Origin of the sequence: Pseudomonas sp. Hp2 (genome assembly GCF_006386585.1) — a bacterium.
GTDB classification, from domain to species: Bacteria; Pseudomonadota; Gammaproteobacteria; order Xanthomonadales; family Xanthomonadaceae; genus Pseudomonas_S; species Pseudomonas_S boreopolis.
This window is the reverse complement of sequence record NZ_VAHJ01000001.1, coordinates 256,200-281,071: the sequence shown is the minus strand read 5'-3', so window position 1 is coordinate 281,071 and position 24,872 is coordinate 256,200. Positions and strand designations below refer to the sequence as shown.

Annotated in this window: 25 protein-coding genes and 1 tRNA gene; 13 read left to right on the top strand and 13 right to left on the bottom strand. The window is 70.1% G+C overall.

From position 1 onward, the window contains the following. The first annotated feature begins 37 nt into the window (after positions 1-37). The 5 genes from FD678_RS01150 to FD678_RS01130 all read left to right on the top strand — a co-directional run bounded on the left by FD678_RS01150 (position 38) and on the right by FD678_RS01130 (position 4,297). Entirely contained in the window at positions 38-832 is a 795-nt protein-coding gene (locus FD678_RS01150; protein WP_140718776.1) for a polysaccharide pyruvyl transferase family protein, read from the top strand. A 170-nt stretch (positions 833-1,002) separates the two neighbouring features. Then, on the top strand, positions 1,003-1,797 hold the full coding sequence (locus FD678_RS01145; protein ID WP_140718775.1) for a polysaccharide pyruvyl transferase family protein: 795 nt from the start codon (positions 1,003-1,005) through the stop codon (positions 1,795-1,797). A 53-nt stretch (positions 1,798-1,850) separates the two neighbouring features. After that, the gene (locus FD678_RS01140) at positions 1,851-2,630 is read left to right on the top strand and encodes a WecB/TagA/CpsF family glycosyltransferase (RefSeq protein ID WP_218569416.1); all 780 of its coding nucleotides are present in this window, start codon (positions 1,851-1,853) and stop codon (positions 2,628-2,630) included. A gap of 105 nt (positions 2,631-2,735) precedes the next feature. Beyond that, positions 2,736-3,194 (top strand): cupin domain-containing protein, encoded by a 459-nt coding sequence (locus FD678_RS01135; RefSeq protein ID WP_140718774.1) that lies wholly within the window; start codon positions 2,736-2,738, stop codon positions 3,192-3,194. A 65-nt stretch (positions 3,195-3,259) separates the two neighbouring features. Continuing rightward, a complete protein-coding gene (locus FD678_RS01130) occupies positions 3,260-4,297 on the top strand; it encodes a TraB/GumN family protein (protein WP_218569415.1) in 1,038 nt (345 codons plus the stop codon). 162 nt (positions 4,298-4,459) lie between these two features. Here the strand turns inward: FD678_RS01130 and dxs are convergent, their stop codons facing one another. The 9 genes from dxs to FD678_RS01085 all read right to left on the bottom strand — a co-directional run bounded on the left by dxs (position 4,460) and on the right by FD678_RS01085 (position 12,628). Then, entirely contained in the window at positions 4,460-6,370 is a 1,911-nt protein-coding gene (dxs, locus tag FD678_RS01125) for a 1-deoxy-D-xylulose-5-phosphate synthase (protein WP_140718773.1), read from the bottom strand. A gap of 143 nt (positions 6,371-6,513) precedes the next feature. Further along, complete coding sequence (locus tag FD678_RS01120; RefSeq protein ID WP_218569414.1) at positions 6,514-7,074, bottom strand: HNH endonuclease; 561 nt, start codon at positions 7,072-7,074, stop codon at positions 6,514-6,516. Positions 7,075-7,477: 403 nt separating this feature from the next. Next, positions 7,478-9,265 carry an acyl-CoA dehydrogenase C-terminal domain-containing protein gene (locus tag FD678_RS01115; RefSeq protein WP_140718771.1) on the bottom strand — a complete coding sequence of 596 codons (1,788 nt, stop codon included), beginning with the start codon at positions 9,263-9,265 and terminating at the stop codon, positions 7,478-7,480. A gap of 44 nt (positions 9,266-9,309) precedes the next feature. Then, positions 9,310-9,783 (bottom strand): LEA type 2 family protein, encoded by a 474-nt coding sequence (locus FD678_RS01110; protein WP_140718770.1) that lies wholly within the window; start codon positions 9,781-9,783, stop codon positions 9,310-9,312. A gap of 79 nt (positions 9,784-9,862) precedes the next feature. Beyond that, a complete protein-coding gene (locus FD678_RS01105) occupies positions 9,863-10,399 on the bottom strand; it encodes a lipocalin family protein (RefSeq protein ID WP_177497497.1) in 537 nt (178 codons plus the stop codon). Positions 10,400-10,530: 131 nt separating this feature from the next. Continuing rightward, positions 10,531-10,606, bottom strand: a tRNA-Phe gene (locus FD678_RS01100). 269 nt (positions 10,607-10,875) lie between these two features. Further along, on the bottom strand, positions 10,876-11,139 hold the full coding sequence (locus tag FD678_RS01095; protein ID WP_140718768.1) for a hypothetical protein: 264 nt from the start codon (positions 11,137-11,139) through the stop codon (positions 10,876-10,878). A 192-nt stretch (positions 11,140-11,331) separates the two neighbouring features. Next, positions 11,332-11,586, bottom strand: a complete 255-nt coding sequence (locus FD678_RS01090; protein ID WP_218569413.1) for a hypothetical protein — start codon at positions 11,584-11,586, stop codon at positions 11,332-11,334. A gap of 286 nt (positions 11,587-11,872) precedes the next feature. Continuing rightward, positions 11,873-12,628, bottom strand: coding sequence for an XRE family transcriptional regulator (locus tag FD678_RS01085; RefSeq protein ID WP_218569412.1), 756 nt, complete (start codon positions 12,626-12,628; stop codon positions 11,873-11,875). Positions 12,629-12,766: 138 nt separating this feature from the next. Between FD678_RS01085 and FD678_RS01080 the strand changes: the two genes are divergently transcribed. Further along, positions 12,767-13,225, top strand: coding sequence for a DUF6491 family protein (locus FD678_RS01080; RefSeq protein ID WP_140718766.1), 459 nt, complete (start codon positions 12,767-12,769; stop codon positions 13,223-13,225). Positions 13,226-13,243: 18 nt separating this feature from the next. Here the strand turns inward: FD678_RS01080 and FD678_RS01075 are convergent, their stop codons facing one another. The 4 genes from FD678_RS01075 to FD678_RS01060 all read right to left on the bottom strand — a co-directional run bounded on the left by FD678_RS01075 (position 13,244) and on the right by FD678_RS01060 (position 17,083). Further along, on the bottom strand, positions 13,244-13,519 hold the full coding sequence (locus FD678_RS01075; RefSeq protein WP_140718765.1) for an oxidative damage protection protein: 276 nt from the start codon (positions 13,517-13,519) through the stop codon (positions 13,244-13,246). Between the two features lie 20 nt (positions 13,520-13,539). Continuing rightward, a complete protein-coding gene (gene mutY / locus FD678_RS01070) occupies positions 13,540-14,595 on the bottom strand; it encodes an A/G-specific adenine glycosylase (RefSeq protein ID WP_140718764.1) in 1,056 nt (351 codons plus the stop codon). 304 nt (positions 14,596-14,899) lie between these two features. Then, positions 14,900-16,210 carry a signal recognition particle-docking protein FtsY gene (gene ftsY / locus FD678_RS01065; RefSeq protein ID WP_140718763.1) on the bottom strand — a complete coding sequence of 437 codons (1,311 nt, stop codon included), beginning with the start codon at positions 16,208-16,210 and terminating at the stop codon, positions 14,900-14,902. A 165-nt stretch (positions 16,211-16,375) separates the two neighbouring features. After that, positions 16,376-17,083 carry an AraC family transcriptional regulator gene (locus tag FD678_RS01060; protein WP_177497495.1) on the bottom strand — a complete coding sequence of 236 codons (708 nt, stop codon included), beginning with the start codon at positions 17,081-17,083 and terminating at the stop codon, positions 16,376-16,378. 171 nt (positions 17,084-17,254) lie between these two features. Here FD678_RS01060 and FD678_RS01055 point away from each other — a divergent pair, with 171 nt between their 5' ends. From FD678_RS01055 to FD678_RS01020, 7 genes are all read left to right on the top strand, one after another. After that, entirely contained in the window at positions 17,255-18,196 is a 942-nt protein-coding gene (locus tag FD678_RS01055) for a proline racemase family protein (protein WP_140718761.1), read from the top strand. Then, positions 18,193-19,305, top strand: a complete 1,113-nt coding sequence (locus FD678_RS01050; protein WP_140718760.1) for an NAD(P)/FAD-dependent oxidoreductase — start codon at positions 18,193-18,195, stop codon at positions 19,303-19,305. Before FD678_RS01055 ends, FD678_RS01050 begins: the two co-directional genes overlap by 4 nt. Then, positions 19,302-19,547 carry a 2Fe-2S iron-sulfur cluster-binding protein gene (locus tag FD678_RS01045; RefSeq protein ID WP_140718759.1) on the top strand — a complete coding sequence of 82 codons (246 nt, stop codon included), beginning with the start codon at positions 19,302-19,304 and terminating at the stop codon, positions 19,545-19,547. The genes FD678_RS01050 and FD678_RS01045 overlap by 4 nt, the downstream gene beginning before the upstream one ends. Continuing rightward, on the top strand, positions 19,540-20,850 hold the full coding sequence (locus FD678_RS01040; protein ID WP_140718758.1) for an NAD(P)/FAD-dependent oxidoreductase: 1,311 nt from the start codon (positions 19,540-19,542) through the stop codon (positions 20,848-20,850). The genes FD678_RS01045 and FD678_RS01040 overlap by 8 nt, the downstream gene beginning before the upstream one ends. Beyond that, positions 20,847-21,752 carry a dihydrodipicolinate synthase family protein gene (locus FD678_RS01035; protein ID WP_140718757.1) on the top strand — a complete coding sequence of 302 codons (906 nt, stop codon included), beginning with the start codon at positions 20,847-20,849 and terminating at the stop codon, positions 21,750-21,752. The genes FD678_RS01040 and FD678_RS01035 overlap by 4 nt, the downstream gene beginning before the upstream one ends. Before the next feature lie 228 nt (positions 21,753-21,980). Beyond that, entirely contained in the window at positions 21,981-23,579 is a 1,599-nt protein-coding gene (locus FD678_RS01025; RefSeq protein ID WP_140718756.1) for an aldehyde dehydrogenase family protein, read from the top strand. Further along, positions 23,576-24,778: a M24 family metallopeptidase gene (locus FD678_RS01020; protein ID WP_140718755.1), complete on the top strand. Its 1,203-nt coding sequence runs from the start codon at positions 23,576-23,578 to the stop codon at positions 24,776-24,778. Before FD678_RS01025 ends, FD678_RS01020 begins: the two co-directional genes overlap by 4 nt. Positions 24,779-24,872: the final 94 nt, after the last annotated feature.

The window sequence follows — 24,872 nt, the reverse complement described above, 5'->3', positions numbered from 1 at the left end:
CCTCCTCCTCCCCCCCCCCCCGTCAGAAAGAAACCCGATGCCGAACCCGTTGTTGCAGAAATGGCTGGACCGTGCCGAGCGCCAGGCGCTGTTCTGGTGGCAGCCCAAGAGCGGCCGCGTCAACATGGGCGATTACCTGTCCAAGGTGATCGTGTCCAGCGTGCTGGCGCTGCAGGACAAGGTGCTGATCGAGAAGCGCCAGACCGGGAACAAGCTGGTCGCGATCGGCTCGGTGCTGCATTTCGCCAATACCGGCGACACCGTCTGGGGCAGCGGCATCAACGGCAAGATCCCGGCCGAGCGCAATGCCTTCGGCATGCTCGACGTGCGCGCGGTGCGCGGGCCGAAGACGCGCGAGTTCCTGCTGGCGCGCGGCATCCCGGTCCCCGAGGTCTACGGCGATCCGGGCCTGTTGATGCCGAAGTTCTTTCCCGCCGATGCGCTCGGCCCGCCCGAACCGCGCCGCTTCGTGGTCGTGCCGCATTTCAACGAGCCGCGCGAGAAGTACGCGGCCTGGTCCGAGCACCTGGTGTTCCCGGAAGGCAAGCCGGCCGCGTTCGCGGCGCGGCTGCAGGGCGCGGAGCTGGTCGTGAGCAGCTCGCTGCACGGGCTGATCCTGGCCGAGGCCTACGGCATCCCGGCGGTCTACCTGGACTGGGGCAACGGCGAGGACCGCTTCAAGTACGACGACTACTACCTCGGCACGGGAAGGCCGGGTTGGCACGCCGGCGCCAGCGTGGAGGAATGCCTCCAGCTCGGCGGCAATGGTGCATTCGACCTGTCGCGGCTGCAGGCGCAGCTGCTGGCGGCGTTCCCGTACGACCTGTGGTGACTCCATGAACATCGAAACGTCCACTGCAAAGAAGAACCGCCGTAGCCGCGGCTCCCGCGCGCCGGTCCAGGGCGGATGCCGCCCCGGTCCGGCGTGCTGCCAGGCCCGGACGACGGTACGCCTTCATCACAGCCAGGATGGCCCCCCCACGCCCGGAAGGATCGAGTGCCATGCCTAAGACCCTGCTCCATCGCATGCTCGAAAGTGCCGAGCGCCGTGCATTGTTCTGGTGGCAGCCGCGTAACGGGGAAGTCAACGTCGGCGCCCATCTGTCGAAGGTCATCGTCAGCTCCATGCTGGCGCTGCGGGGGAAAGAGCTGATCAACAAGCGCGACCCGACCCGCCGCCTGCTGGCGACGGGATCGATCCTGCATTTCGCGCGCCAGGGCGACACGATCTGGGGGAGCAGCGGCGACAGCCGGGTCGTTTCGGAAATCGACGGCATAACGTATCTGGACGTGCGCGCGGTGCTCGGCCCGCGCACGCGCGAGCTGCTGCTCAAGTGCGGCATCCGGGCGCCGGAGGTCTACGGCGATCCCGGCCTGCTGATGCCGCGCTTCTTCCCGGCCGACGCGCTCGGTCCGCGCCAGCGCCGGCCCTACGTGGTCGTGCCGCATTTCAACGAGCCGCCGGCGAAGTACAAGGCCTACGCGGAGCACCTGGTGTTCCCGAACGTCAAGACGATCACCTTCGTGCGCAAGCTGCTGGGCGCGGAACTGGTCATCAGCAGTTCGTTGCACGGCCTCGTGCTGGCCGAGGCCTACGGTATCCCCGCCGTGTACCTGGATTGGGGCAATGGCGACGACCGCCTGAAGTACGACGACTACTACCTGGGCACCGGGCGTCCGCAATGGCACCTGGGCCGCTCGGTGGAAGAGTGCCTGGCGTTGGGAGGGAACGCCTCGTTCGACCTGGCCGCCGCGCAGGAGCGGTTGCTGGATTCGTTTCCCTATGACCTATGGTGACCCCAATGACTGACAAGTACCGTGGAAATCGTGCATCGACGATGAGCGGCGACATGCCGGTCGCTCGTGGCCGGTTCGAGGTCGGCGAACTCGTGCCCCTGGGCGGCTTTCCCGTGTTGTCCACCACCCAGGAGGCGTTCGCGGAAGACCTGTTCCGCGCGATGGAACGGCGGCAGCGCCGCCGGATCTGCTTCGCCAACACCAACTTCGTGGTGAAGTGCCAATCGCTGCGCGGGCGGATGACCGGGCCTTCCTGGCGCATCGTCAACGATGGCATCGGCATGGACCTGGGGGCGCTGCTGATCCATGGCCGCCGCTTCGCCCAGAACCTCAACGGCACCGACCTGATCCCCTACCTGTGCAAGCGCTCGCCGCGTCCGCTCAGGTTCTTCCTGCTCGGTTCCGGCGCAGGTATCGCCTTCGAGGCCGCCGACCTGCTGCGGGGCATGGGCCAGGACGTGGTCGGCACCTGCGACGGCTATCGCGAGTTCCAGGCCGGCGAGGAGAGCCTGGTCGACCGCATCAACGCCAGCGATGCCGACGTGCTGCTGGTCGCGTTCGGCAACCCGCTCCAGGAACGCTGGATCGTCGAGCACGGCGCGCAGCTGCGCACGCCGCTGGTGTTCGGCGTGGGCGCGCTGCTGGACTTCCTGTCCGGCAACGCCCAGCGCGCCCCGGCCTGGGTGCGGCGCGTGCACGGCGAGTGGCTGTTCCGCCTGTTCAACGAACCGAAGCGGCTGATCAAGCGCTACAGCTGGGACCTGCTGCTGTTCTTCGCCGTCTGCCTGCGCTCCGGCAAGCGGGTGTCGCGCAAGATGCAGACCAAAGCGTGATGCGGCTGCGGGAGCCGGGACGCCGGGGCCCGCCATGGGGTCCTGGGGCGGGCTGCGCCGCCGGTGCAGGCTCCCGAAGTCCACGGCACGCTCTAAGATCGGGCAATGGACGACATTGCCGCGGAACTCATCGAGCGCTTCGACCTGCAGCCGCATCCGGAAGGCGGGCACTACCGGCGCATCCACGAGTCGAAGGTGCGCAATGGAGCGCGTCCGGCCGTCACCGGCATCCGCTTCCTGCTGGCGCGTGGCGAGGCGAGCCGTTGGCATCGCGTCGACGGCGACGAGTGCTGGCACTGGCAGCAGGGCGGCGTGCTGGAGTTGCTGACGCTCGATGCGCACGGCGGTGCGGTGCGGCGGCAACGGCTGGGTCCCTACGGCGACGGCGTCGAGCCGATGCGCGTGGTGCCGGCCGGCGTGTGGCAGGCGGCGCGTCCGTTGGGCGATTTCGCCTTGGTGGCGTGCACGGTGTCGCCGGGATTCGCCTGGGAAGGGTTCGCGTTGATGGCGCCGGACGATCCGCTCGCGACGCCATTGCGCCGGGCGGGCGTGTGGTTCGACTGAGCCGGGCAACGATTCGCTAACGCCGCCCGCCGGGGAATCGGCTAGCTTTCCCGGCCGGAGTCGCCATGGATCGCGTCGGGGAGGGCGCACGCCGCATGAAGCAGGGACTGGGGATCGCGTTGTGGTTGGCGGCATTCGCCGCGGGGGCGCAGGCCGCGGAGCCGCCTCCCGTGCCGGCGCGGGAGGCCGCCATCGTCGACCTGGACGCGATGGTGGTGCGGGGCGTGCAGCCCGGTCCCGGTCTGTGGAAGGTCAGCAAGGGCGAGCACGTGCTGTGGATCCTGGGCACGGTGTCGCCGCTGCCGAGCGATATCGAATGGAAGCCGGACGAAGTCGAGTCCGCCATCGCGCAATCGCAGCAGGTGCTGCTTTCGCCCGCGTTGGCGTTCGACGCCGACGTCGGGTTCTTCGGCAGGCTGGCGCTGGCGCCTTCGGCGCTGAAGGCGATGAAGAACGAGGACGGCGCCGAGCTGCGCGACGTCCTGCCGCCGGATCTCTATGCGCGCTGGCAGGTGCAGAAGCAGCGCTATCTCGGGCGCGACCGTGGCGTGGAGAGGAAGCGGCCGATGGTCGCGGCCGGGGAGCTGTACGAGGCGGCGGCGAAGAAATCGGGTCTCGGCCGCAAGCTGCTGGTCGGGCCGGTGGTGGAGCGGGCCGCCAAGGCGGCCGGCATCAAGCCTACTCCGACCCGGCTGGTGCTGAAGATCGAGGACCCCAGGGCGGCCATCAAGGAATTCCGCGCAGGCGGCATGGACGACGTGGAATGCTTCCGCAGCGTGCTGACGGCGGTCGAGCGCGACCTGCCGACCATGGTCGAACGCGCCAACGCATGGGCGATGGGCGACATCGAGGCCTTGCGCCGCCTGCCGCGCGAGGACCCGCGCGGCGTGTGCACGCGCGCCCTGTCGCAATCGGGCTTCGCCAGGGGCCGGGGATACGGCGATCTCAACGAGAAGCTGGCGCAGCACTGGCTGGCATTGGCCGAGGCCGCGCTGCAGAAGAACGGGAGCACCTTCGCCTTGCTGCCGATCAGCGAATTGCTCGCGCCGCAGGGCTACCTGGCCCGGCTGCAGGAGCGCGGCTACGTCGTGGAAGCGCCCTGACCAGTCGATGGTGGTCCGGGCTGGCCGCCGGGTCTGCCGGCTTTCCCGATGCGATCCCCGCTCGTCATTCCCGCTTTCGCGGGAACCACGGATAGAGCGCATGCGAGGTCATAACGGCCGGCCCAGCGTGCCGGCGCCATGCGACAGAAGCCGGCACCTCGATCAACCTGCCGCGCTGAGCGGGCCGCTGGCCACCGCGAGCGCGGGCCAGCGCTTGAGCACCGAGGCGCGAATGCCGGCCGCATCGATGCCGGCCTCGGCCAGCAGGTCCTCGCGGCTGGCGTGGTGCTGGAAGGCGTCCGGCAGGCCCAGGTGCAGCACCGGCAGCAGCACGCCTTCGGCATTGAGCAGTTCGGACACGCCGGAACCCGCACCGCCGGCGACCACGTTGTCCTCGACGGTGACGAAGCCCTCGTGCGTCTTCGCCAGCTCCAGCACCAGCGCGCGGTCGAGCGGGCGGACGAAGCGCATGTTGACCACGGTGAGGCCGAGCTCGCGGCCCACCTGCTCGGCGGCGGCGACGGTCGCGCCGAACGCCAGCAGCGCCACGCGCGAACCGGACGCGCGCAGCTGCGCCTTGCCGATCGGCAGGGTCGAGAGATCGCTGCCGGGCGCGACGCCCGGACCGGTGCCGCGCGGGTAGCGCACCGCGGCCGGGCCCTTGTATTCCAGGCCGGTGGTGAGCATCTGCCGGCACTCGGCCTCGTCGGCGGGCGCCATCACCACCATGTTCGGCACGCAGCGCAGGAAGCTCAGGTCGAGGTTGCCCGCGTGCGTGGCTCCGTCCGGGCCGACCACGCCGCCGCGGTCGATCGCGAACAGCACGTCCAGCTTCTGGATCGCCACGTCGTGCACCAGTTGGTCGTAGGCGCGCTGCAGGAAGGTCGAATAGATCGCCACGACCGGCTTCGCGCCCTGGGTCGCCATGCCGGCCGCCAGCGTCACCGCGTGCTGCTCGGCGATCGCCACGTCGAAATAGCGCTCCGGGTATTCCTTGCTGAAGCGGACCAGGCCCGAGCCTTCGCGCATCGCCGGGGTGATGCCCAGCAAGCGCGGCTCGGCCTTGCCGGCATCGCACAGCCAGTCGCCGAACACGTCGGTATAGGTCGGCTTCTTCGCTCCGCCCTTGGCGACCAGGCCCTTCTCGGGATCGAACGGGCCGACCGCGTGGTAGCCGATCTGATCGCCCTCGGCCAGCTCGTAGCCCTTGCCCTTGGTGGTGATCACGTGCAGCAGCTTGGGCCCCTTCAGGCCCTTGAGCGTCTTCAGCGTGGACAGCAGCGCCGGCAGGTCGTGGCCGTCGATCGGGCCGGTGTAGTGGAAGCCCATTTCCTCGAACAGCGTGGACGGCACGAACATGCCTTTCCAGTGTTCCTCCCAGCGCTTGACGAAGCGCGCGGTCGAGCTGTTCTTCTTGTCGCCGAGGATCTTCTTGCCGCCCTCGCGGATCGCGTTGAGGGTGCGGCTGCCGCTCATGCGGCCGAGCATCTTGGTCAACCCGCCGACCGCCTCGGAGATCGACATGCGGTTGTCGTTGAGGATCACCAGCAGGTTCGGCTCGGGGTCCATGCCGCCGGCGTGGTTGAGCGCCTCGTAGGCCATGCCGGCGGTCATCGCGCCGTCGCCGATCACCGCCACCACCTTGCGCTCGTCGCCGCGCTGCTGCGCCGCGATCGCCATGCCCAGGGCCGCCGAGATCGAGGTCGAGGAGTGGCCGACGCCGAAGGTGTCGTACTCGCTCTCCTCGCGCTTGGGGAACGGCGCCACGCCGTCCTTCTGCTTGACCGTGTGGATGCTGTCGCGGCGCCCGGTGAGGATCTTGTGCGGGTAGGTCTGGTGGCCCACGTCCCAGACCAACTGGTCCACCGGGGTCTGGTACAGATAGTGCAGGGCGACGGTCAGCTCGATCACCCCCAGCCCGGCGGCGAAATGCCCGCCGCTGCGGCCGACCGACTCGATCAGGTACGCCCGCAACTCGTCGGCCACGGCGGGGAGCTCGGCCTCCTCGAACCTGCGCAGGTCGTCGGGGGTCTGGATGCGCGCCAGGCGCGGATAGCGGGTGGAATCGATCATCGTCTTGGCTTTCAGCTGAAGCGGCATTTTCGCCCCCCGGGTCGGGGTGGGGCAAGCAAACCGGTTCAGGTGCCAGCGCGGGGTGACGCGCGGGAAAACGCCGCGTGAAGCGAGGCCCGTCCCGCCGGGATTCCGGCGCGGCCTCAGCCAAGCCGGCGCAGCGCCTGGCGGGGCAGTTGCGCCTTCAGGAAGGCCATCTGGTCGGCCAGGATGTTGCGGTTGGAGAGGATCAGGTGCTCGATCCAGCTGGGCCGGTAGGGCACCGCCAGCAGCGGCATGTTGGCCTGCTGCGGGGTACGGTTGGCCTTGCGCGAATTGCAGTGGAAGCAGGCGGTGACCACGTTCTCCCAGGTGTCCTTGCCGCCCTTGGAGATCGGCATCACGTGGTCGCGGGTCAGGTGCGGGCGGCTGAAGTGCTGGCCGCAATACAGGCACAGCTGCGAATCGCGGGCGAACAGCGCGGTGTTGGTCAGCGACGGGGTCGGGTCGAGCGCGCGCGCATGGGCGTGGCCGCGGGCCGCGATGATCGGGTGGAGTTCGAGCACGCTGCGCTCGCCGGTCGCGCGCGAGATGCCGCCGTGGATCTGCAGGCAGGGCTCACCGAGGGTCCAGGACACCGCGTCGCGGGCGTACAGGCAGGCGGCGTCCTGCCAGTTGATCCAGTCCAGCACCCGGCCGTGCGCGTCGAGCGACAGGAATCGCATCGAGCCGACGGGGCGGGAAAGGGAAGGGAAGTCCGCCGGAGCGGAAAGGACCGGCGCTGCGCAGGCTCCGGTGTCGATCAGATCACGCGAGGTAGTGTCTGTCTCCATCGGGAAGACAGCTTATACCCCATTGTTGACAATTTGTGTATGGCTGTTCAGGGGGAAGGTCGGGGCTTGGATTTGGGACTCGGCAGAGCGACAGGCCTGCTTAGAGCCGGGTTTGTTGTGGGAGGGACTTCAATCCCGACAGTCGGCGGCAAGGCCCTGTCGGGACTGAAGTCCCTCCCACAGAAGAGGGGAGGCAGGAAATCCGCGCAAAGCATCAGGTCGCTTGACGACCGGACCCGGGCAAAGATGCTTTTCCCGAATCCCGAATCCCGAATCCCGAATCCCGAATCCCCGCTCAGCCGAACAGCGCCTCGTCCAGCGCCATCAGCGGCTTGGCCCCGGCGCGGATGTTGGCGGCATGGGTCAGGGTGCGGGGCAGGATGCGGGCGTAGTAGAAGCGCGCGGTTTCCAGCTTGGCGCGCTTGAAGCCCTCGTCGTGCGCCGAGGCGTTGGCGGCGGCGACGCTGCGCGCCCACCAGTAGGCCAGCACCACGTAGCCGGAATAGAACAGGTAGTCGTAGCTGGCCGCACCGATCTCCTCCGGATCCTTCGCGGCGCGTTCCAGGACGTCGCGGGTCAGCATCGCCCATTCGCTGGCCTTGTCGCGCAGCGGCTTGATGAACTCCGCCAGGGCCGCGTCGCCTTCGCATGCGCGCGCGAACTCCTCGACCTCGGCCAGGAACAGCTTCAGCCCGGCGGCCTGGGTGGAGGCGGTCTTGCGACCCATCAGGTCCAGGGCCTGGATGCCGGTGGTGCCTTCGTACAGCGTGGTGATGCGCGCGTCGCGCGCCAACTGCTCCATGCCGTGTTCGCGGATGTAGCCGTGCCCGCCGAAGCACTGCAGCGCGTGGTAGGTGTTCTCGATGGCCCATTCGGTCTGGCAGGCCTTCGAGATCGGGGTCAGGAAGCTCACCAGCGTGTCGGCGCGCTCGCGCTCGGCCGGATCCTGCGAGCGGTGGGCGACGTCGATCAGCGTGGCGGCGTGCAGCGCGAGCAGGCGGCTGCCCTCCGTCAGCGACTTGATCGTCAGCAGCATGCGGCGCACGTCCGGCTGCACGACGATCGGGTCGGCCGGCTTGTCCGGGAACCTGGCGCCGGCCAGCGAGCGCGACTGCAGGCGCTCGCGCGCGTAGCGCAGCGCGTTCTGGTAGGCGCGCTCGGACAGGCCGATGCCTTGCAGGCCCACCCCCAGGCGCGCGGTGTTCATCATGGTGAACATCGCCTGCAGGCCCTTGTGCGGCTGGCCGACCAGCCAACCCTGGGCACCGTCGAAGTTCATCACGCAGGTGACCGAACCCTTGATGCCCATCTTGTGCTCGATCGAGCCGCAGTGCAGCGCGTTGCGCTCGCCGACGGCACCGTCGCGGCCGACCTTGAACTTCGGGGTGACGAACAAGGAAATGCCCTTGGCGCCCGGAGGCGCGTCGGGCAGCTTGGCGAGCACCAGGTGGACGATGTTGTCGGTCAGGTCGTGCTCGCCGGCGGTGATGAAGATCTTGGTGCCGGTGATCGCGTAGCTGCCGTCGGCGTTCGGTTCGGCGCGCGTCTTCAGCAGGCCCAGGTCGGTGCCGCAGTGCGGCTCGGTCAGGCACATCGTGCCGGTCCAGCGGCCCTCGATCAGCGGCTTGAGGAAGACTTCCTGCTGCCATGCCTCGCCGTGCTGCTTCAACGCCTCGACCGCGCCGTGCGAGAGCAGCGGGAAGTTGCCCCAGGCCAGGTTGGCGGCGTTGACCATCTCGTTGAGCGGGATGCCCAGCGTATGCGGCAGTCCTTGGCCCCCGAGTTCCGGCGCCGCGGTCAGGCCGGTCCAGCCGCCCTCGACGAACTGCTCGTAGGCCTGCTTGAACCCCGGCGGCGTGGTGACCTCGTGCGTGGCCTTGTCGAAGGCGCAGCCGATCTCGTCGCCCACGCCGTTGAGCGGCGCCAGCACGGTGCCGGCGAAGCGCGCGGCTTCCTCGAGCACGGCATCGACGATGTCGCGGCTGGCCTCGGCATGGCCCAGGCGGGAGAACAAGGCTTCGACGCCGAGCACGTCGTACAGGGCGAAGCGCAGGTCGGCAAGCGGTGCGGAATAGCTGCTCATGGTGTTCCCGGAGTTTGCGTGCCCGTGGCCCGGGCGTGGATGGTTCAGCGCAGGACGCCGTCCAGTCCCGGTGCGGGGCTGAGCGTGTTGCGCGCATCGACGTCGAATTCGCGCTGCTTCTTCTCCTCGGGCGTGGCCCAGACCTTGCCCTTCAGTTCGTAGGGCAGCGAGCGCCGCCCGGCGAGCACGTCGGCGACGGCGAGCTTGGCGAACGAGGAGGGTTGCAGGGCGACCTGCACGACATCGGCGGTTTCCGGGCCGATCGAAATGCCGATGGCCTGGTCGATCTTGCCCGCGCTCTGGTCGGAGAGCAGGACATCGAGGGAAACCCGCTCGAAGCGCATCGGGATGCTGCTGTAGTTCTGCAGGCGCAGGTCCAGCGACCAGCTGCCGTCGGCCCGGACGGTGAGCTGCTGGATACTGGCGGTGGGCTCGGACACCCGCCGCACCATGCCGCCGCCGCAGCCAGCCAATGCCAGCGCGACCACTACCAGGATCAAGCTTCGGTAAAAACGCATGCCGCATGCCCCTCGATGGCTGAGAAACAGCCTCAAGGATACTACGGCGTATGGGGCGGGCGCCGTGGCGGCGGTGCGCTCAGTCCAAGGGAGCGGCCACGACCAGGTCCGACAGGTCGTAGCCCATGCGGACGGCCTCGCCCTTGAGCTGCTCCAGCTGCACGCGCGACATCCGCGGCGAGCGCGAGAGGATCCACAGGTATTTGCGGTCCGGCTCGCCGACCACGGCCCACCGGTAGTCCGGATCCAACACCAGCACCCAATAGTCGGCCCACACGAACGGTACCCAACCCAGCCAGTCCGGGGCGAAGCGCACCTGGAGCCGAGCAGGGTGCCCAGGCACCCGGCGCGCCACGCCTTGCGCTTCGATCTGTGTTCCATCGTGCGTGACGCATGCGTTGCGCACGCCGATCAGGCCATCGTCGCGCAAGGTGTACTGTGCGGTGATATCGCGGCTGCACTTCTTCTGGAACGAGACCGGCAGGTGTGCGATCTCGTGCCATTGGCCCGCATAGCGCGAGATGTCGAGTCGCTCCACCGCGACGACCGGTTCGGCGGCGATGGCGGCAGGCGCGAAGGCGAGCAGGCTGGAGAGCAGCAGCGGACGAAGACGCATCGGCACACTCCGATCGGATGCCGCGACGCTAGGCGAAGCGATCTTCGTCTCGCGTGAACGAAAGGGCGGGCCGCCGGCTTGTCGATGGTGCCCGGATACGAAAAAAGCGCCTTCCGGCGCTTCTTCGATCATGGTGGCCGGGGAGGGAATCGAACCCCCGACACGGGGATTTTCAATCCCCTGCTCTACCAACTGAGCTACCCGGCCACTTCGCCGCAATGCAGTGCCTGCGTTGCGAGGACGCGCATCATAACGACCGTCCGCGGATAGGGCAAGCCTTTGTTGCGGATTTGCTTCGAGAAGGATGGCGAGGGTTCTCGTGCCTGCTTGTTCCGCGATCTCCCGGGTATCGACGCGTGGTGGAGCGCAAGGCGCTGCGGGCCACCGATGGATTTGGCCTTGATTCCGCGATGAGGATGACGGGCCGTTGGCTTTCCTGGCCGCATCGATGCGGCGGTGCATACGCCGCTCGTCGTTCAGGTCGCGGGCGCGACCGTTTGCGGGCTCGGGTTGGCCTGGGGCAGAGGATGCCGGCTGCTCGGGCAGGCGCGGCCGAGGACCTGGGAGAACGTCGCCAGGGCCTCGACGATGGCGGGCTCTTCGTCCGGGTAGGTGGTCAACAGCAGCTCGTGCGCCCGCTGGTAGGCCATGTTGAACAGCCGCGGATCCCCGGCTGTGGCGGCCTGGAGCAGGGCATAGGCCTGCGAGTAGGCGTGTTGGCGGGCGGATTCCGGTTCCATGAGGCGGACTTTAAGGATGCTGGTCTCACCAGCTGAGACGGCAATGGGAGCGAATGCACATGTCGGGATATGCACGGCAAGAAGAGGCTGGACAGGCCATCGCCGGATGGGGTCTCTTCTGTCCAGCACGCTCCGGTTTTCGAAGTCCTGCCAGGCACACGACGGCGCCTTCAAGCGAGGCCCGAGGGCCGATCACTGGACTTTTGCCAGCTCCGAGAGCAAGGCATCCGCGCATTCCACCGACCATCGGGCGGTGAGCTCGGGGGAACTGCTCCTGTTGGCGTCGTTGGCAAGATGGCCCTGCATGGCGAAGGCGGCGAACAGCTCGCGCTTGCTCATGCCGGTCGCCCAGCCGGTGGCATCTCCCGTTTGCAGGCCGCGGACGACTTCGTCCCCGGACCATTCGCATTCCACCGGCATCGCCGGCATGTTTCCGTTCTGGCTCATTGGGTTTGCTCCTGATGTTGATGATCGTCCTGGCGGCCTTCCGGGCGCGGCGCGTTCTTGCGGTCGTTGCCCGGCGGCCGTTCCCTGCCGGTCGTGGCAGGTGAGACGAATGCTAAATTTATTTAGCAAAATGTCAAGCGGCGAAGTGCCTGGCCCGAGGTGCACATACGGCCGCGGACAGGCGAAAAGCGGCAGGAGCGCGAAGGCATCCTGCCGGAGGGGATGCCGGGGTAGTCGATTTGTTGAAAAGATGTTTAGCAGGATGGCATGCGCCTACGGCGGGGCGTCAGAAACCCAGGCCGCCACTGCCCATCTTGTCGATGACCTGGCCGATGATGTAGACCGCCTCCAGCTCGTCGGCCTGGACGATTTCGTCGGGGTAGCGCGCCTTGTCGGGGTTGCTGCTGACGATGCGCAGCCCGCCGCCGGGCAGCTTGAACAGCCGTTTCACCCTGGCCTCCCCCGCGTAGATGAGCGAGTAGACGCAGTCGTCGATCACGCGCCTGCGACCGGTATGGATGACCACCTTGTCGCCGTTGTACAGCACCGGCTCCATCGAGGAGCCGCGCACCTTGGCGATCAGGATGCTCTCCGGCTTGGCCTCCCAGCGGTTCAGCCAGTCGATCTGGTAAGGCAGCCGGTACCGGGTCTCCACATACTCGGGAATGATGGTGCCCGGGCCGCCGGATACTTCTATGTCGTAGACCGGGATCGAGACGTCGGTGGCGGGATCGAGGCCGTCCTCGCCGTCCACGGCCCGGATCTGATAGGCATGCACCCGGATGCGTTCGCCCTCGTCGGGCGTCCATGGATAGCCATCGTGGCTGGACGACAGGTCGTTGATCCATTGCGGGCGCACCTGGTAGGCGCGGGCCACCTCGAACAGCCACTCCTGGCCCACGGACTGCACCGCGCTGGACGGCGCCTCCCACATCCCGACATTGCCCCGGTCGCAGCCGATGGCATCCGCCGCCGTGCGCTGGCTCTTGAAGCCGGCGCGCAGCCGGATGCGCTTCATGCGTTCTTTGAATGTCTCGGGCATGCAAAGCATTTTAGCAGGTCGCCGGGCCGGTGCCGCGGCGGCGGTGTTCCGCCATCCTGGCTGAACGAGCCCGCCAGCCTCCACGCCGCCTGCAAGCCGGCGCGGCATGATGAGGGCATTCCATTCGAGGATCGCGCCATGAAAGGTCTGCTCAGTGCGGTGGTTGTGGCCACGTTGCTGGCGGCTTGCGCGACGGGGCGCCTCGGCGACGACGAGCGGTTATCGCTGTACCGGGCGCATGCGGGCGCGCCGGTCAAGGACTTCCAGTACTTCGGCAGCCTCAACGGCTGGACCAACCTGGGCGATACCGCGTTGGCGGTATGGACCAGGCCCGGGACGGCGTACCTGCTGGAATTGGCGGGCCGCTGCAACGACCTGGACTTCGCGCCGGCGATCTCGATCACCAACATGATGGGGCGCGTATCGGCGCGCTTCGACGACGTGATCGTGCTGGGCGGGCCGCGCGGGATCCGCATTCCCTGCCGGATCCAGGCCATCCGCCCGTTGGACGTGAAGGCGCTGAAGACGTCCGAAAAGGAACTGCGCGAAGCCAAGGTCGAGGAGCGCGCCCGGCCGCAGGACGGCGACGGCCGCTGAGGCCGCCGCCGGCGTGGGTCACTCCGCGCCGGGGGCCACGTAGCCGGCCGGCTTCTCGGCGTCGCGCGCGAACAGGAATTTCTGCAGCTGTTCTTCGAGGAAGGCGCGATGCTTGGGATCGCGCGGGGACAGCCGGTTCTCGTTGATCAGCATGGTCTGGTGGGCAAGCCATGCGGCCCAGCCGGCCTTGCCGATCTGCTCGAACACGCGCTTGCCCAGTTCGCCGGGATAGGGGACGAAGTCCAGGCCTTCGGTTTCGCGTTGTTCGTAGTGGCAGAAGACGGTACGGGGCATCGGAGGTCCTCGCGGGCGGCCTAGAGGCCGTCGAGCAGTTTGCGGATCGGGGCGGGCAGGCCGAGCGCGACGAGGTCGGCGCGCGCCACCCAGCGCTGGTCGCCATTGTCGCGCACCTCGCCGCGCAGGGCGACCTTGCGCAGGCGCAGCGGTTGCAGGTGCAGGCGGTAGTGGCTGAAGGTGTGGACGATCGTGGGCAGCGCCTCGGCGGCGTCGTAGTCGCCCTCGATCTCGTGGGCGAACCAGTCGCGCAGTTCGGCGTCGGTATCGGCCTGCGGCAGCGTCCACAACGAAGCCCATATGCCGGTCGGCGGGCGGCGCTGCAGCAGCAGCTCGCCGGCGGCGTTTTCCAGCAGCAGGGCGGTCGCTTCGCGTTCCGGCAATGGCTTGCCCGGCTTGGGCGTGGGCAGCGCGTCCACCAGGCCTTCGTGGCGCGCGCTGCAGTCGTCCTGCAGCGGGCACACCACGCACGCCGGCTTGGCGCGGGTGCACAGGGTGGCGCCGAAATCCATCTGGGCCTGGGTGTAGTCGGCCATGCGGCCTTCCGGCACCTCGGCGACATGGTCGCCGGCGAACGACCACAGCGTTTTCTCCACCGCGGGCAGGCCCGGCCAGCCGGCGATGCCGTGGTAGCGGGCCAGCACGCGCTTGACGTTGCCGTCGAGGATCGGGAAACGGTCGTTCCAGGCCTGCGCGAGGATCGCGCCGGCGGTGCTGCGGCCGATGCCGGGCAGGGCGTGCAAGGCGTCGAAGTCGCGCGGCAGGTCGCCGCCGTGGTGCGCCACGCAGGCCTTGGCCGCCGCATGCAGGTTGCGGGCGCGGGCGTAGTAGCCCAGGCCGGCCCAGTGCGCCATCACCTCGTCGGTGGAGGCGGCGGCGAGGTCGGGCAGGGTCGGGAAGCGCTCGACGAAACGCAGGAAGTACGGGATCACCGTGGCGACCTGGGTCTGCTGCAGCATGATTTCCGACAGCCAGACCCGGTATGGCGTGCGCGGATGCTGCCAGGGCAGGTCGTGGCGGCCGTGCTGGTCGAACCAGGCGAGCAGGCGGGGGGCGTAGGGGGTGGGCTGGCTCATGCTGGCGATGGCTGGAGTTCCTTATTCCCCACGGGAGAAGGTGCCTTGCGGGGGATGAGGGTACGGGCGGAACCGCGACGCAGGAATACGGCCGATGGATGATGGACGCGTCGCGGCGCGTCAGCCAAGGCGAACCATCGCGCCACGGTGGCGATCCCTTGGCTGCGGAGGTTTCGCCCGTAGCCTCAACCCAACCCCGCTCCTCACTCCGGTCTGCGCTTGCGGCGCGGGCGTTCCAGAGCACGCGCGCCAATGGCGCGCAAACCGTGCTCTGTCACCCCGGCGGGAGAGGGGACTTGGATGCTTAGGTGCCCAGGGCTTCAGGGAGCAGGGCATCCACGAAGGCTTCCGGATCGAACACGCGCAGGTCCTCGGGGCGCTCGCCGATGCCGGCGAAACGGATCGGGATCCCGAACTCGCGGGCGAGCGCGAACACCACGCCGCCCTTGGCGGTGCCGTCGAGCTTGGTCACGACCAGGCCGGTGACGTTGACCGCGGCATGGAACTGGCGCAGCTGCGAGAGCGCGTTCTGGCCGGTGGTGCCGTCGATCACCATCAGCACCTCGTGCGGCGCTGCCGGATCCAGCTTGCCGAGCACGCGGCGGATCTTGCCCAGCTCGTTCATGAGGCCGGTCTGGGTGTGCAGGCGGCCGGCGGTGTCGGCGATCAGCACCTGGGTGCCGCGCGCCTTGGCGGCCTGTAGCGCGTCGTAGGCCACCGAGGCGGCATCGGCGTTCTGGCCCTGCGCCACCACGGCCACGCCGTTGCGCTGGCCCCAGGCCTGCAGTTGGGCGACCGCGGCGGCGCGGAAGGTGTCGCCCGCGGCCAGCATCAGGCTGTGGCCTTCGTCCTTGAAGCGCTTGGCGAGCTTGCCGATGGTGGTGGTCTTGCCGACGCCGTTGACGCCGACGGTCAGCACCACGAAGGGCTTGGCGTCGCGATCGATGACCAAGGGCCTGGCGACCGGTTGCAGCAGCGCGATCAGGTCCGCGCGCAGCGCCGCCAGCAAGGCGTTGGCGTCGGCGAATTCGCGCGCCTTCATGCGCTTGCGCAGGTCCTCGACCAACGCGGTGGTGGCGGGCACGCCGACGTCGGCGGTGATCAGCGCGGTCTCGATCTCGTCCAGGAGATCGTCGTCCAGGCGCGGGTTGCGCGAGAACAGGCCGCCGAAGCTGCGGGCGAAGGCGCTGTTGCGCAGGCGCTCGCGCCAGCCCGGCTTGCCGGCCGGGGCGGCGGGCGCGGCGTTGGCCGGCACCAGGGCGTCGTCGGCCTGCACCGGGGGCGCAGGCGTGGCCACCGGGTCGGGAATCGCGGCGATCGGGGCCGGTACGGGCTGCGCGACGGGGGCCACAGGCTGCGCGGCGTCCTGCGGGGTTTCCAGCGGCAGTGCGGCGATCGGCGGGGCCTCGCCGGCGACCGCCGGAGGGGCGTCGGCACGGGCTTCGACCGGGAGCGTCGCCGGCGGCTCGGCGGCCGGCGGTTCAGGGGCGGGGGGCTCGGACGCGGACGGAGCCTGCGGGAACGCGGCAGCCAGGTCTTCGTTGCTGTAGTGCGCGGTCCGCGGTTGGTCGCTAGCGGCGTCCTGGGGCTTCTTGCGGCGGAAAAAGCTGAGCATCGGACAGGGGGACTTGAACAGGCCGACATGCTACCACCGGGGCCGGCACCGGCCGTGATCCGGCTCCGGCACGGCGTCCGGGGGCGGGTCCGCCCCCGGAGCCGGCAACTGCGAAGAAACCGGCGGATTCGGCGGTTTTGCGCATCCAGGCCGCGCGGCGCCCGGCTACAGCTGCCCCTTCAGGGTGCGGTAATCGCGCGGCGTCATGCCCACGGTGGCCTTGAACTGGCGGGCGAACGCGCTCTGGTCGGCGAACCCGCACTGCTGTCCGATCGCGGCGATGCTGTCGTCGCCGTGCAGCAGGCGCATCGCCGCCTCGATGCGCAGCTTGGTCAGCAGCTGCTGCGGGGTGACCTGGAACACGCGGCGGAAATGCCGCTCCAGCTGCGCCACCGACAGGCTGGCGAGGTCGGCCAGGGTCTGCACGCGCACGTTGTCGCCGAAGTTGGCCTGCATGTATTCCATCACCCGGTTGAGGCGCTCGTAGGCGCTGTGCTTGCTGTCGGGCTGGCCGAGGTCGCGCGAGACGCCGATGATGCCGACCACCTCGTCGCCTTCGATCAGCGGGCGCTTGAAGGTGAGCGCCCAGCCCGGCATGCGGTTGGGGTACAGGTGCATCTCCAGCTGGTTGTCGATCAGTTCGCCGCAGAGCACGCGGCGGTCCTGCATGATGTAGCTGCCGCCCAGCGCCACCGGGAACACTTCCAGCGGCAGGCGCCCGATGACTTCGCTGCGCTGCTTGCGCCCGAGCCGGCGCACCAGGGTGAGGTTGCAATGGGTGTAGCGGCCTTCCCGATCCTTGACGAAGAACACCACGTCCGGCAGCGCGTCGAACAACGTCTGCATTTCGAGGGCGGGCAGGTTGAGGTCCATCGTGTTCTCTGGCGTGATGCGGGTGCGAAGATGAGGCGCCGGTCACGGCCGGCCAACCGATGCTAGCGCAAACCACGGTTGCCGACGCATTGCCGCGTTGTGCGGATTTCCGCATTGCGGGCCGGCATTCTCCGCTAGTCGCCATCGCGCTCCGGATGTGAGCATGGCGGCATGCACACCATCGACGTGATCGACTCCCATACCGCCGGCGAACCGACCCGGGTCGTGCTCGCCGGATTCCCTGACCTGGGCGACGGCGACCTGGCCGGCTGCCGCGAGCGTTTCCGTGCCGAGTTCGACCATTGGCGCAGCGCGATCGCCTGCGAGCCGCGCGGCTCGGACACGATGGTCGGCGCGCTGCTGCTGCCGGCCCGCGACCCCCGCGCCTGCACCGGGGTGGTCTTCTTCAACAACGTCGGCTACCTGGGCATGTGCGGCCACGGCACGATCGGCGTGGTGCGCACGCTGCAGCACCTGGGCCGGCTCCAGCCGGGCCGGCATTTCGTCGAGACGCCGGTGGGCACGGTCGGCGTGGACCTGGACGCGGACGGACGGGTGTCCATCGACAACGTCGAGAGTTACCGGCACGCGCAGGACGTGGCGGTGCAGGTGCCTGGCCATGGCGAGGTGCGCGGCGACATCGCCTGGGGCGGCAACTGGTTCTACATCACCGAGCAGTCGCCGTACGCGCTCGACCTGGCGCACCAGCGCGAACTGACCGCCTACACCGAGGCGATCCGGCAGGCGCTGGAGGCGGCCGGCATCACCGGCGCGGACGGCGGCGAGATCGACCACATCGAGGTCAACGGCCCCGCGCCCGACGGCAGCGGGCAGGCGCGCAACTTCGTACTGTGCCCGGGCCTGGCCTACGACCGCTCGCCGTGCGGTACCGGTACCAGCGCCAAGCTGGCCTGCCTGGCCGCCGACGGCAAGCTGGCCGAGGGCGAGGTCTGGATCCAGCAGGGCATCCTCGGCAGCGTGTTCGAGGGCAGCTATCGCCGCGGCGAGCGCGGCGTGCTGCCGCGCATCGCCGGGACCGCCCACGTCACCGCGCGTTCGCAGTTGCTGGTCGATCCGGCCGACCCGTTCGCCTGGGGCATCCGCGTCGGATGAGCCGCTACGACCTCATCGTCGTCGGCGCCGGCATCGTCGGCGCGGCCTGCGCCGAGGCGGCAGCGGGCGAGGGCCTGCGCGTGGCCATCGTCGAGCCGGGGCCGGTCGGTGGCGGCGCCACCGCGGCGGCGATGGGGCATCTGGTGGCGATGGACGACGACCCGGCCGAACTGGCGCTTTCGGCCTACTCGCTGCGGCTGTGGGAGCGTTACGCGGACCTGCCGGAGGCCGAGTTCAGCCGCTGCGGCACGCTGTGGGTGGCGCGCGACGAGCGCGAGCTGTCGGCGGTGCCGGCCAAGATCGCGCGGCTCGCCGCGGCGGGCCTGGAGGCCGAGCGGGTGGATGCGCGCCGGCTCTACGAACTGGAACCGTGGCTGGTACCCGGCCTGGCCGGCGGCATGCGCGTGCCCGGCGAGGCGGTGGTGTATCCGCCGCGGATGGCGCGGCACCTGGTCGCGGTGGCGCAACGCGCCGGTGCCGTGCTGTACCACGGCCTGCGCGTGGATGCGCTGCTCGACCACGGCGTGCGCCTGGACGATGGCACGCAGCTGTCCGGGCCGGTGCTGGTCGCGACCGGCACCGAGCTGCCGCGGCTGCTGCCGGAACTGCCGCTGCGCCCGCGCAAGGGCCAGCTCGCGATCACCGATCGCCATCCCGGCCTGGTCCGCCACCAACTGCTGGAACTGGGCTACGCCGATTCCGCGCATGGCGACGCCGACAGCAGCGTGGCCTTCAACGTGCAGCCGCGTCCGACCGGGCAGATCCTGATCGGTTCCTCGCGCGAGTTCGGCGCGACCGACCGCGAGGTCTCGCTGCCGCTGCTGCGGCAGATGCTGCAGCGCGCCTTCGCGTTCCTGCCGGTGCTGCGCGAACTACAGGCGATCCGGATCTGGACCGGGCTGCGCCCGGCCACGCCGGATGGGCGGCCGTACCTGGGCAAAGTGCCGGATCGCCGCGATGTCTGGGTGGCCGCCGGCCACGAGGGACTCGGCGTGACCACCGCGCTGGGCAGTGCGCGCCTGATCGTGGACGCCCTGCTCGGGCGCGCGCCGGCGATCGACCCGGCGCCGTACCTGCCGTCGCGCGCGTTGCCAGGAGCCGCGGCATGAGCGGCACGTTGCGCCTGGAAGTCGACGGCCGGCCGGTGGACGTGCCGGCCGGCGCCAGCGTGGCCGCGGCGGTGGCGGCGCTCGGCGTGCCGTTCCGGCGCTCGCGCGAAGGCCAGCCGCGCGCACCGTTGTGCGGCATGGGCGTGTGCTTCGAATGCCGCGTGCGCATCGACGGCGTGGCGCAGCTGCGGGCATGCATGACGCCGGCGCGAGAAGGCATGCAGGTGCGCACCGATGGCTGATCCGGTCCGCCATTACGACGTGCTGGTGGTCGGCGCAGGCCCGGCCGGGCTCGCGGCCGCGCGCGCCGCGGCCTCGCATGGCGCGCGCGTCGGGGTGGTCGATGCGCAGCCGCGCGCGGGTGGGCAGGTGTGGCGGCACGACGTAGAGCGGGGCGTGCCGGCGATGGCGCGCCGCGCGCTGGAGGCGTTGTCCGGTCCCGGCATCGAATGGTTGCCGGGCACCCAGGTGGTGCTGGCGCAGCCGGGGTGGCTGCTGGCCGAGGGCGCGCATGGCGCGTTGCGATTGAACTACCGCGCGCTGGTGCTGGCGACCGGCGCGCGCGAACTGCTGCTGCCGTTCCCTGGCTGGACCTTGCCGGGCGTGACCGGCGCAGGCGGTGCGCAGGCGCTGGCCAAGCAGGGCTGGCCGTTGCGCCGCAAGCGCGTGCTGGTGGCCGGCAGCGGGCCGCTGCTGCTGGCGTCGGCGGCGACGCTGCAGGCGCATGGCGCGCGCGTGCTCGGCATCCACGAACAGGCGCCGGCGCATGCGTTGCGCGATTTCGCGCTGTGGCTGCCGCGCTGGCCCGGCAAGGCGCTGCAGGCGCTGGCATTGCGCGCGCGCCTGGCCGGCGTGCCTTACCGCAGCGGGAGCGTGGTGGTCGCCGCCCATGGCGACGACGCGCTGCGCGAGGTCGAGATCGAAGGTCCGCGCGGGCGCGAGCGCATCGCCTGCGACCAACTGGCGGTCGGCTATGGGCTGGTGCCCAACACCGAACTGGCGGCATTGCTGGGCTGCAGGCTCGAAACGGCCGGGCGGCATGCGCGCGTGGCGACCGACGAGGCGCTGCGCACCAGCGTGGACGGCGTGTTCGCCGCCGGCGAGGCGCTCGGCATCGGCGGCCGCGATTGCGCGCTGGTCGAGGGCGAGATCGCCGGGCACATGGCCGCGGGCGCGGAATCCGCCGCGCGGGCGCTCAAGCCGCGACGCGACCACGCGCGTGCCTTCGCCGCGTTGCTGGACGACGCCTTCGCGCTCGACCCGCGCGTGCATGCGCTGGCCGAGCCGGAGACCCTGGTGTGCCGCTGCGAGGACGTGCCGCTGGGCGCGGTGCGCGACATCGCCGACGCGCGCGACGCCAAGCTCGCATCGCGCTGCGGCATGGGCGCCTGCCAGGGACGCATCTGCGGCACCGCGCTGGCGGAACTGGGCGTCAACCGGCCCGGCACCTCTTCCGATGGCGGCCGCCGGCCGCCGCTGTTCCCGGTCCGCCTCGCGGCGCTGGCCGATCCCTTCACCAACGATCCGCAAGAGACGACATCATGAGCAACGCTTCCTTCTGGAAGGGCGTCCTGCCCGCCATCACCACCCCGTTCAACGCCGACGGCAGCGTCGACCACGCATTCCTCGCCAAGCACGCCAACCAGCTGGTCGATGCCGGTTGCACCGCGATCGTGCCGCTGGGTTCGCTCGGCGAAGCGGCGACGCTGTCCTTCGACGAGAAGGTGGCGATCATCCAGACGCTGGTCAAGGCGGTCGGCGATCGCGTGCCGGTCGTGCCGGGCATCGCCTCGCTGTCCACCGCCGAGGCGGTCAGGCTGGCGCAGGCGGCCAAGGCGGCCGGCGCGCGCGGCCTGATGGTGCTGCCGGTGTACGTCTACTCGTCGGACTGGCACGAGGCCAAGGCGTACGCGCGCGCGGTGCTGGGCGCGACCGAGCTGCCGTGCATCCTCTACAACAACCCGGTGGCCTACCGCACCGACATCCTGCCTACGCAGATCGCCGAGCTGGCGGCCGAGTTCCCGAACCTGCAGGCGGTCAAGGAGTCCTCGGGCGAGGTGCGCCGCTTCGCCGCGATCAAGGAGCTGCTGGGCGACCGCCTGGTGCTGCTGGTCGGCATGGACGATGCGATCGTCGAAGGCCTGTCGATGGGCGCCGAAGGCTGGATCGCCGGCCTGGTCAACGCCTATCCGGTCGAGTCGGTGAAGTTGTTCGAGCTCGCCCGCGACGGCGGCTACAAGGCCGCGGCCGGGCTGTACAACTGGTTCCTGCCGCTGCTGCGCCTGGACACCGTGCCCAAGTTCGTGCAGCTGATCAAGCTGGTGCAGGCCAAGGTCGGCATGGGCAGCGAGACCGTGCGCGCGCCGCGCCTGGCAATCGAGGGCGCCGAGCGCGAAGCGGTGCTGAAGGTGATCGACCACGCGATCGCGACGGCTCCGAAGCCGTGAAGCCTGAAACCTCTCTCCCTCCGGGGTGACAGGGCGCGGTTTGCGCGCCACTGGCGCGCGCGCTCCGGAACGCCGCAAGCGCGGGCCGGGGCGCGGAGCGGGGGAGGGTACGAGGGCGAAGCCTCTGAGCATGTTCGACTACACGAGGCTTCGGCCGTACCCTCATCCGCCCCTTCGGGGCACCTTCTCCCGACGGGAGAAGGGAATGACGCAACGAGGTCCATAGCAATGAACGAAACGATCCAACCCATCCTGCTTGCCGGCCGCTGGCAACCCAGCCTCGAAGCGAAAGGCAGCTTCCGAGCCGCCGACCCGACCACGGGCGAGGCGATCGGCCCGGCCTTCCCAATCAGCGGCGCCGCCGACGTGGAAGCCGCCGTCGCCGCGGCCAGCGCCATCGCGGCCGAACTGGCCGCCGCACCGGTGGAGAAGATCGCCGCATTCCTCGAGGCCTACGCCGACGCGCTCGACGCCGATGCCGACGAACTGGTCGCATTGGCGCACGTCGAAACCGCATTGCCGGCGCCCACGCGCCTGCGCGGCAACGAACTGCCGCGCACCAGCGGGCAGCTGCGCCAGGCCGCCAAGGCGGTGCGCGAACACGCCTGGACGCAGCCGGTGATCGATACCGCCGCCGGCTTGCGCGCGCACCTGGCGCCGCTGGCCAAGCCGGTGGTGGTGTTCGGCCCCAACAACTTCCCGTTCGCCTTCAACGCGATCGCCGGCAGCGACTTCGCCTCGGCGATCGCCGCGCGCAACCCGGTGATCGCCAAGGCGCACCCGCTGCATCCGGCCACCAGCCAGCGCATGGCGCAGCTGGCGCACCGGGCCCTGCTCGCCAGCGGCTTGCCGGCCGCGGCGGTGCAGATGCTCCATCACCTCGACAATGCCGCCGGGCTGAAGCTGGCCGGCGACGCGCGGATCGGCGCGATCGGCTTCACCGGCAGCCGTGGCGGCGGGCTGGCGCTGAAGGCGGCCGCCGACGCCGCCGGCATCCCGTTCTACGCCGAGCTGTCCAGCGTCAATCCGGTGTTCATGCTGCCAGGGGCGCTGGCCGAACGGGGCGAGGCGCTGGCGATGGAGTTCTTCGCCTCGTGCACGCTCGGCAGCGGGCAGTTCTGCACCAATCCCGGCGTGGTGGTGGTGCCGCGCGGCAGCGAGGGCGATGCCTTCGTCGCCAAGGCCGCCGCGCATTTCGCCGGGGCGTCGCCGATGGTGCTGTTCTCGCGTTCCGGCGTGGAACACGTGGCGCAGGGCGTGGATACGCTGCGCAAGGCCGGCGCCGAGGTGCTGGCGGTGGCGCCGGACCGGGGCGAGGCCGGGTTCCGCTATCCGCCGACGCTGCTGTCGGTGGATGCGGTCGATTTCCTGGCGCGTCCGCGCGAGCTGCAGACCGAGGCGTTCGGCCCGGTCAGCCTGCTGGTGCGGGCGCGCGACACCGACGAGATGGTGGCGGTGGCGCGCGCGTTCGAAGGCAACCTGACCGGCACGCTGTACCGCGCGGCCGATGGCTCGGACGACGCGGCCTGGCGCGCGATCGCGCCGGTGCTGCGGGTCCGCGTGGGCCGCCTGATCAACAGCAAGATGCCCACCGGCGTGGCGGTCAGCGCGGCGCAGAACCACGGCGGGCCGTTCCCGAGCACGGGGCACCCGGGCTTCACCGCGGTCGGCATGCCAGGCGCGATCCGGCGTTTCGCCGCGCTGCACAGCTACGACGCGGTGCCCGATGCGCTGCTGCCGGTGGAACTGCGCGACGCCAACCCGGGCGGCGTGCAGCGTCTGGTCGACGGGCGGTGGACCACCGCCGACGTAGGGACGCCGGCATGAGCGCGCAGATCGGCCACCTGACGCTCGCCGAGGCGCAGGCGCAACTGCAGCCGTGGGCGCAGCGGGCGCCTGCGATCTCCGGCGCGGAGTACCAGCAGCGGATCGAACGCGCGCGCATGCTGCTGCGCACGCTCGGCGCCGACGCGTTGCTGGTCGGTGCCGGCACCTCGCTGCGCTACTTCGCCGGCGTGCCGTGGGGCGCGAGCGAGCGCCTGGTCGCGCTGCTGGTCACGCTGGAGGGCGATCCGCTGCTGGTCTGCCCGGCGTTCGAGGAAGGCTCGCTCGATGCGGTGCTGAAGATTCCCGCGCGCAAGCGCCTGTGGGAAGAGCACGAGGATCCGCACGCGCTGGTGGCGCAGGCGATGGCCGAGCGCGGCGCGCGCACGCTGGCGCTGGATCCGGGCGCCGCGTTCGCGATCCATACCGGCCTGCGCGCGCACCTCGATCCGCGATCGATCGTCGATGCCGCGCCGGTGATCGACGGTTGTCGGCTGTGCAAGTCGCCGGCCGAGCTGGCGTTGATGCAGCAGGCCTGCGACATGACCCTGCACGTGCAGCGGCTGGCGGCGGGCATCGCCCGCGAGGGCATCGGCACCGACGAACTGGTGCGCTTCATCGACACGGCGCATCGCGCGCTCGGCGCCGACAACGGCTCGACCTTCTGCATCGTCCAGTACGGCCACGCCACCGCGTTCCCGCACGGCATCCCCGGCGTGCAGCACCTGCGCGAGGGCGAACTGGTGCTGATCGACACCGGCTGCACCGTGCAGGGCTACCACTCCGACATCACCCGCACCTGGATCTTCGGCACGCCCGACGACGAGCAGCGCCGGATCTGGGAGCTGGAGAAGGCGGCGCAGGCCGCGGCGTTCGCCGCGATCCGGCCCGGCGTGGCCTGCGAGGACGTGGACAATGCCGCGCGCAAGGTATTGGAAGCGGCCGGGCTCGGCCCGGACTACCGCCTGCCGGGATTGCCGCATCGCACCGGGCACGGTTGCGGCCTGGCCATCCACGAGGCGCCGTACCTCGTGCGCGGCAACCGCACCGCGTTGCAACCGGGCATGTGCGCCAGCAACGAGCCGATGATCGTGGTGCCGGGGCGGTTCGGGGTACGGCTGGAGGACCATTTCCATGTCACCGGGGACGGCGCGCAGTGGTTCACCCCGCCGTCGGTGGCGATCGACCGGCCGTTCGCGTGATGGTGATGGAACAACGGCCCTCATCCGGCGCTCCGCGCCACCTTCTCCCGCAGGCGGGAGGAGGGATGGGAGGGCAGGGCTTCTCGGATGTCGC

Bases quoted from the DNA above. Each gene is read 5' to 3' on its own strand.
- FD678_RS01060 (WP_177497495.1), bottom strand. From the start codon at position 17,083: ATGGACCTCAACCTGCCCGCCCTCGAAATGCAGACGTTGTTCGACGCG.
- mutY (WP_140718764.1), bottom strand. From the start codon at position 14,595: ATGAGCCAGCCCACCCCCTACGCCCCCCGCCTGCTCGCCTGGTTCGAC.
- FD678_RS01105 (WP_177497497.1), bottom strand. From the start codon at position 10,399: ATGCGTCTTCGTCCGCTGCTGCTCTCCAGCCTGCTCGCCTTCGCGCCT.
- FD678_RS01110 (WP_140718770.1), bottom strand. From the start codon at position 9,783: ATGCGTTTTTACCGAAGCTTGATCCTGGTAGTGGTCGCGCTGGCATTG.
- FD678_RS01050 (WP_140718760.1), top strand. From the start codon at position 18,193: ATGAGCCGCTACGACCTCATCGTCGTCGGCGCCGGCATCGTCGGCGCG.
- FD678_RS01130 (WP_218569415.1), top strand. From the start codon at position 3,260: ATGGATCGCGTCGGGGAGGGCGCACGCCGCATGAAGCAGGGACTGGGG.
- FD678_RS01035 (WP_140718757.1), top strand. From the start codon at position 20,847: ATGAGCAACGCTTCCTTCTGGAAGGGCGTCCTGCCCGCCATCACCACC.
- FD678_RS01140 (WP_218569416.1), top strand. From the start codon at position 1,851: ATGCCGGTCGCTCGTGGCCGGTTCGAGGTCGGCGAACTCGTGCCCCTG.
- ftsY (WP_140718763.1), bottom strand. From the start codon at position 16,210: ATGCTCAGCTTTTTCCGCCGCAAGAAGCCCCAGGACGCCGCTAGCGAC.
- FD678_RS01080 (WP_140718766.1), top strand. From the start codon at position 12,767: ATGAAAGGTCTGCTCAGTGCGGTGGTTGTGGCCACGTTGCTGGCGGCT.
- FD678_RS01095 (WP_140718768.1), bottom strand. From the start codon at position 11,139: ATGGAACCGGAATCCGCCCGCCAACACGCCTACTCGCAGGCCTATGCC.
- FD678_RS01090 (WP_218569413.1), bottom strand. From the start codon at position 11,586: ATGAGCCAGAACGGAAACATGCCGGCGATGCCGGTGGAATGCGAATGG.
- FD678_RS01025 (WP_140718756.1), top strand. From the start codon at position 21,981: ATGAACGAAACGATCCAACCCATCCTGCTTGCCGGCCGCTGGCAACCC.
- dxs (WP_140718773.1), bottom strand. From the start codon at position 6,370: ATGATCGATTCCACCCGCTATCCGCGCCTGGCGCGCATCCAGACCCCC.
- FD678_RS01075 (WP_140718765.1), bottom strand. From the start codon at position 13,519: ATGCCCCGTACCGTCTTCTGCCACTACGAACAACGCGAAACCGAAGGC.
- FD678_RS01145 (WP_140718775.1), top strand. From the start codon at position 1,003: ATGCCTAAGACCCTGCTCCATCGCATGCTCGAAAGTGCCGAGCGCCGT.
- FD678_RS01020 (WP_140718755.1), top strand. From the start codon at position 23,576: ATGAGCGCGCAGATCGGCCACCTGACGCTCGCCGAGGCGCAGGCGCAA.
- FD678_RS01115 (WP_140718771.1), bottom strand. From the start codon at position 9,265: ATGAGCAGCTATTCCGCACCGCTTGCCGACCTGCGCTTCGCCCTGTAC.
- FD678_RS01040 (WP_140718758.1), top strand. From the start codon at position 19,540: ATGGCTGATCCGGTCCGCCATTACGACGTGCTGGTGGTCGGCGCAGGC.
- FD678_RS01135 (WP_140718774.1), top strand. From the start codon at position 2,736: ATGGACGACATTGCCGCGGAACTCATCGAGCGCTTCGACCTGCAGCCG.
- FD678_RS01120 (WP_218569414.1), bottom strand. From the start codon at position 7,074: ATGCGATTCCTGTCGCTCGACGCGCACGGCCGGGTGCTGGACTGGATC.
- FD678_RS01085 (WP_218569412.1), bottom strand. From the start codon at position 12,628: ATGCCCGAGACATTCAAAGAACGCATGAAGCGCATCCGGCTGCGCGCC.
- FD678_RS01150 (WP_140718776.1), top strand. From the start codon at position 38: ATGCCGAACCCGTTGTTGCAGAAATGGCTGGACCGTGCCGAGCGCCAG.
- FD678_RS01055 (WP_140718761.1), top strand. From the start codon at position 17,255: ATGCACACCATCGACGTGATCGACTCCCATACCGCCGGCGAACCGACC.
- FD678_RS01045 (WP_140718759.1), top strand. From the start codon at position 19,302: ATGAGCGGCACGTTGCGCCTGGAAGTCGACGGCCGGCCGGTGGACGTG.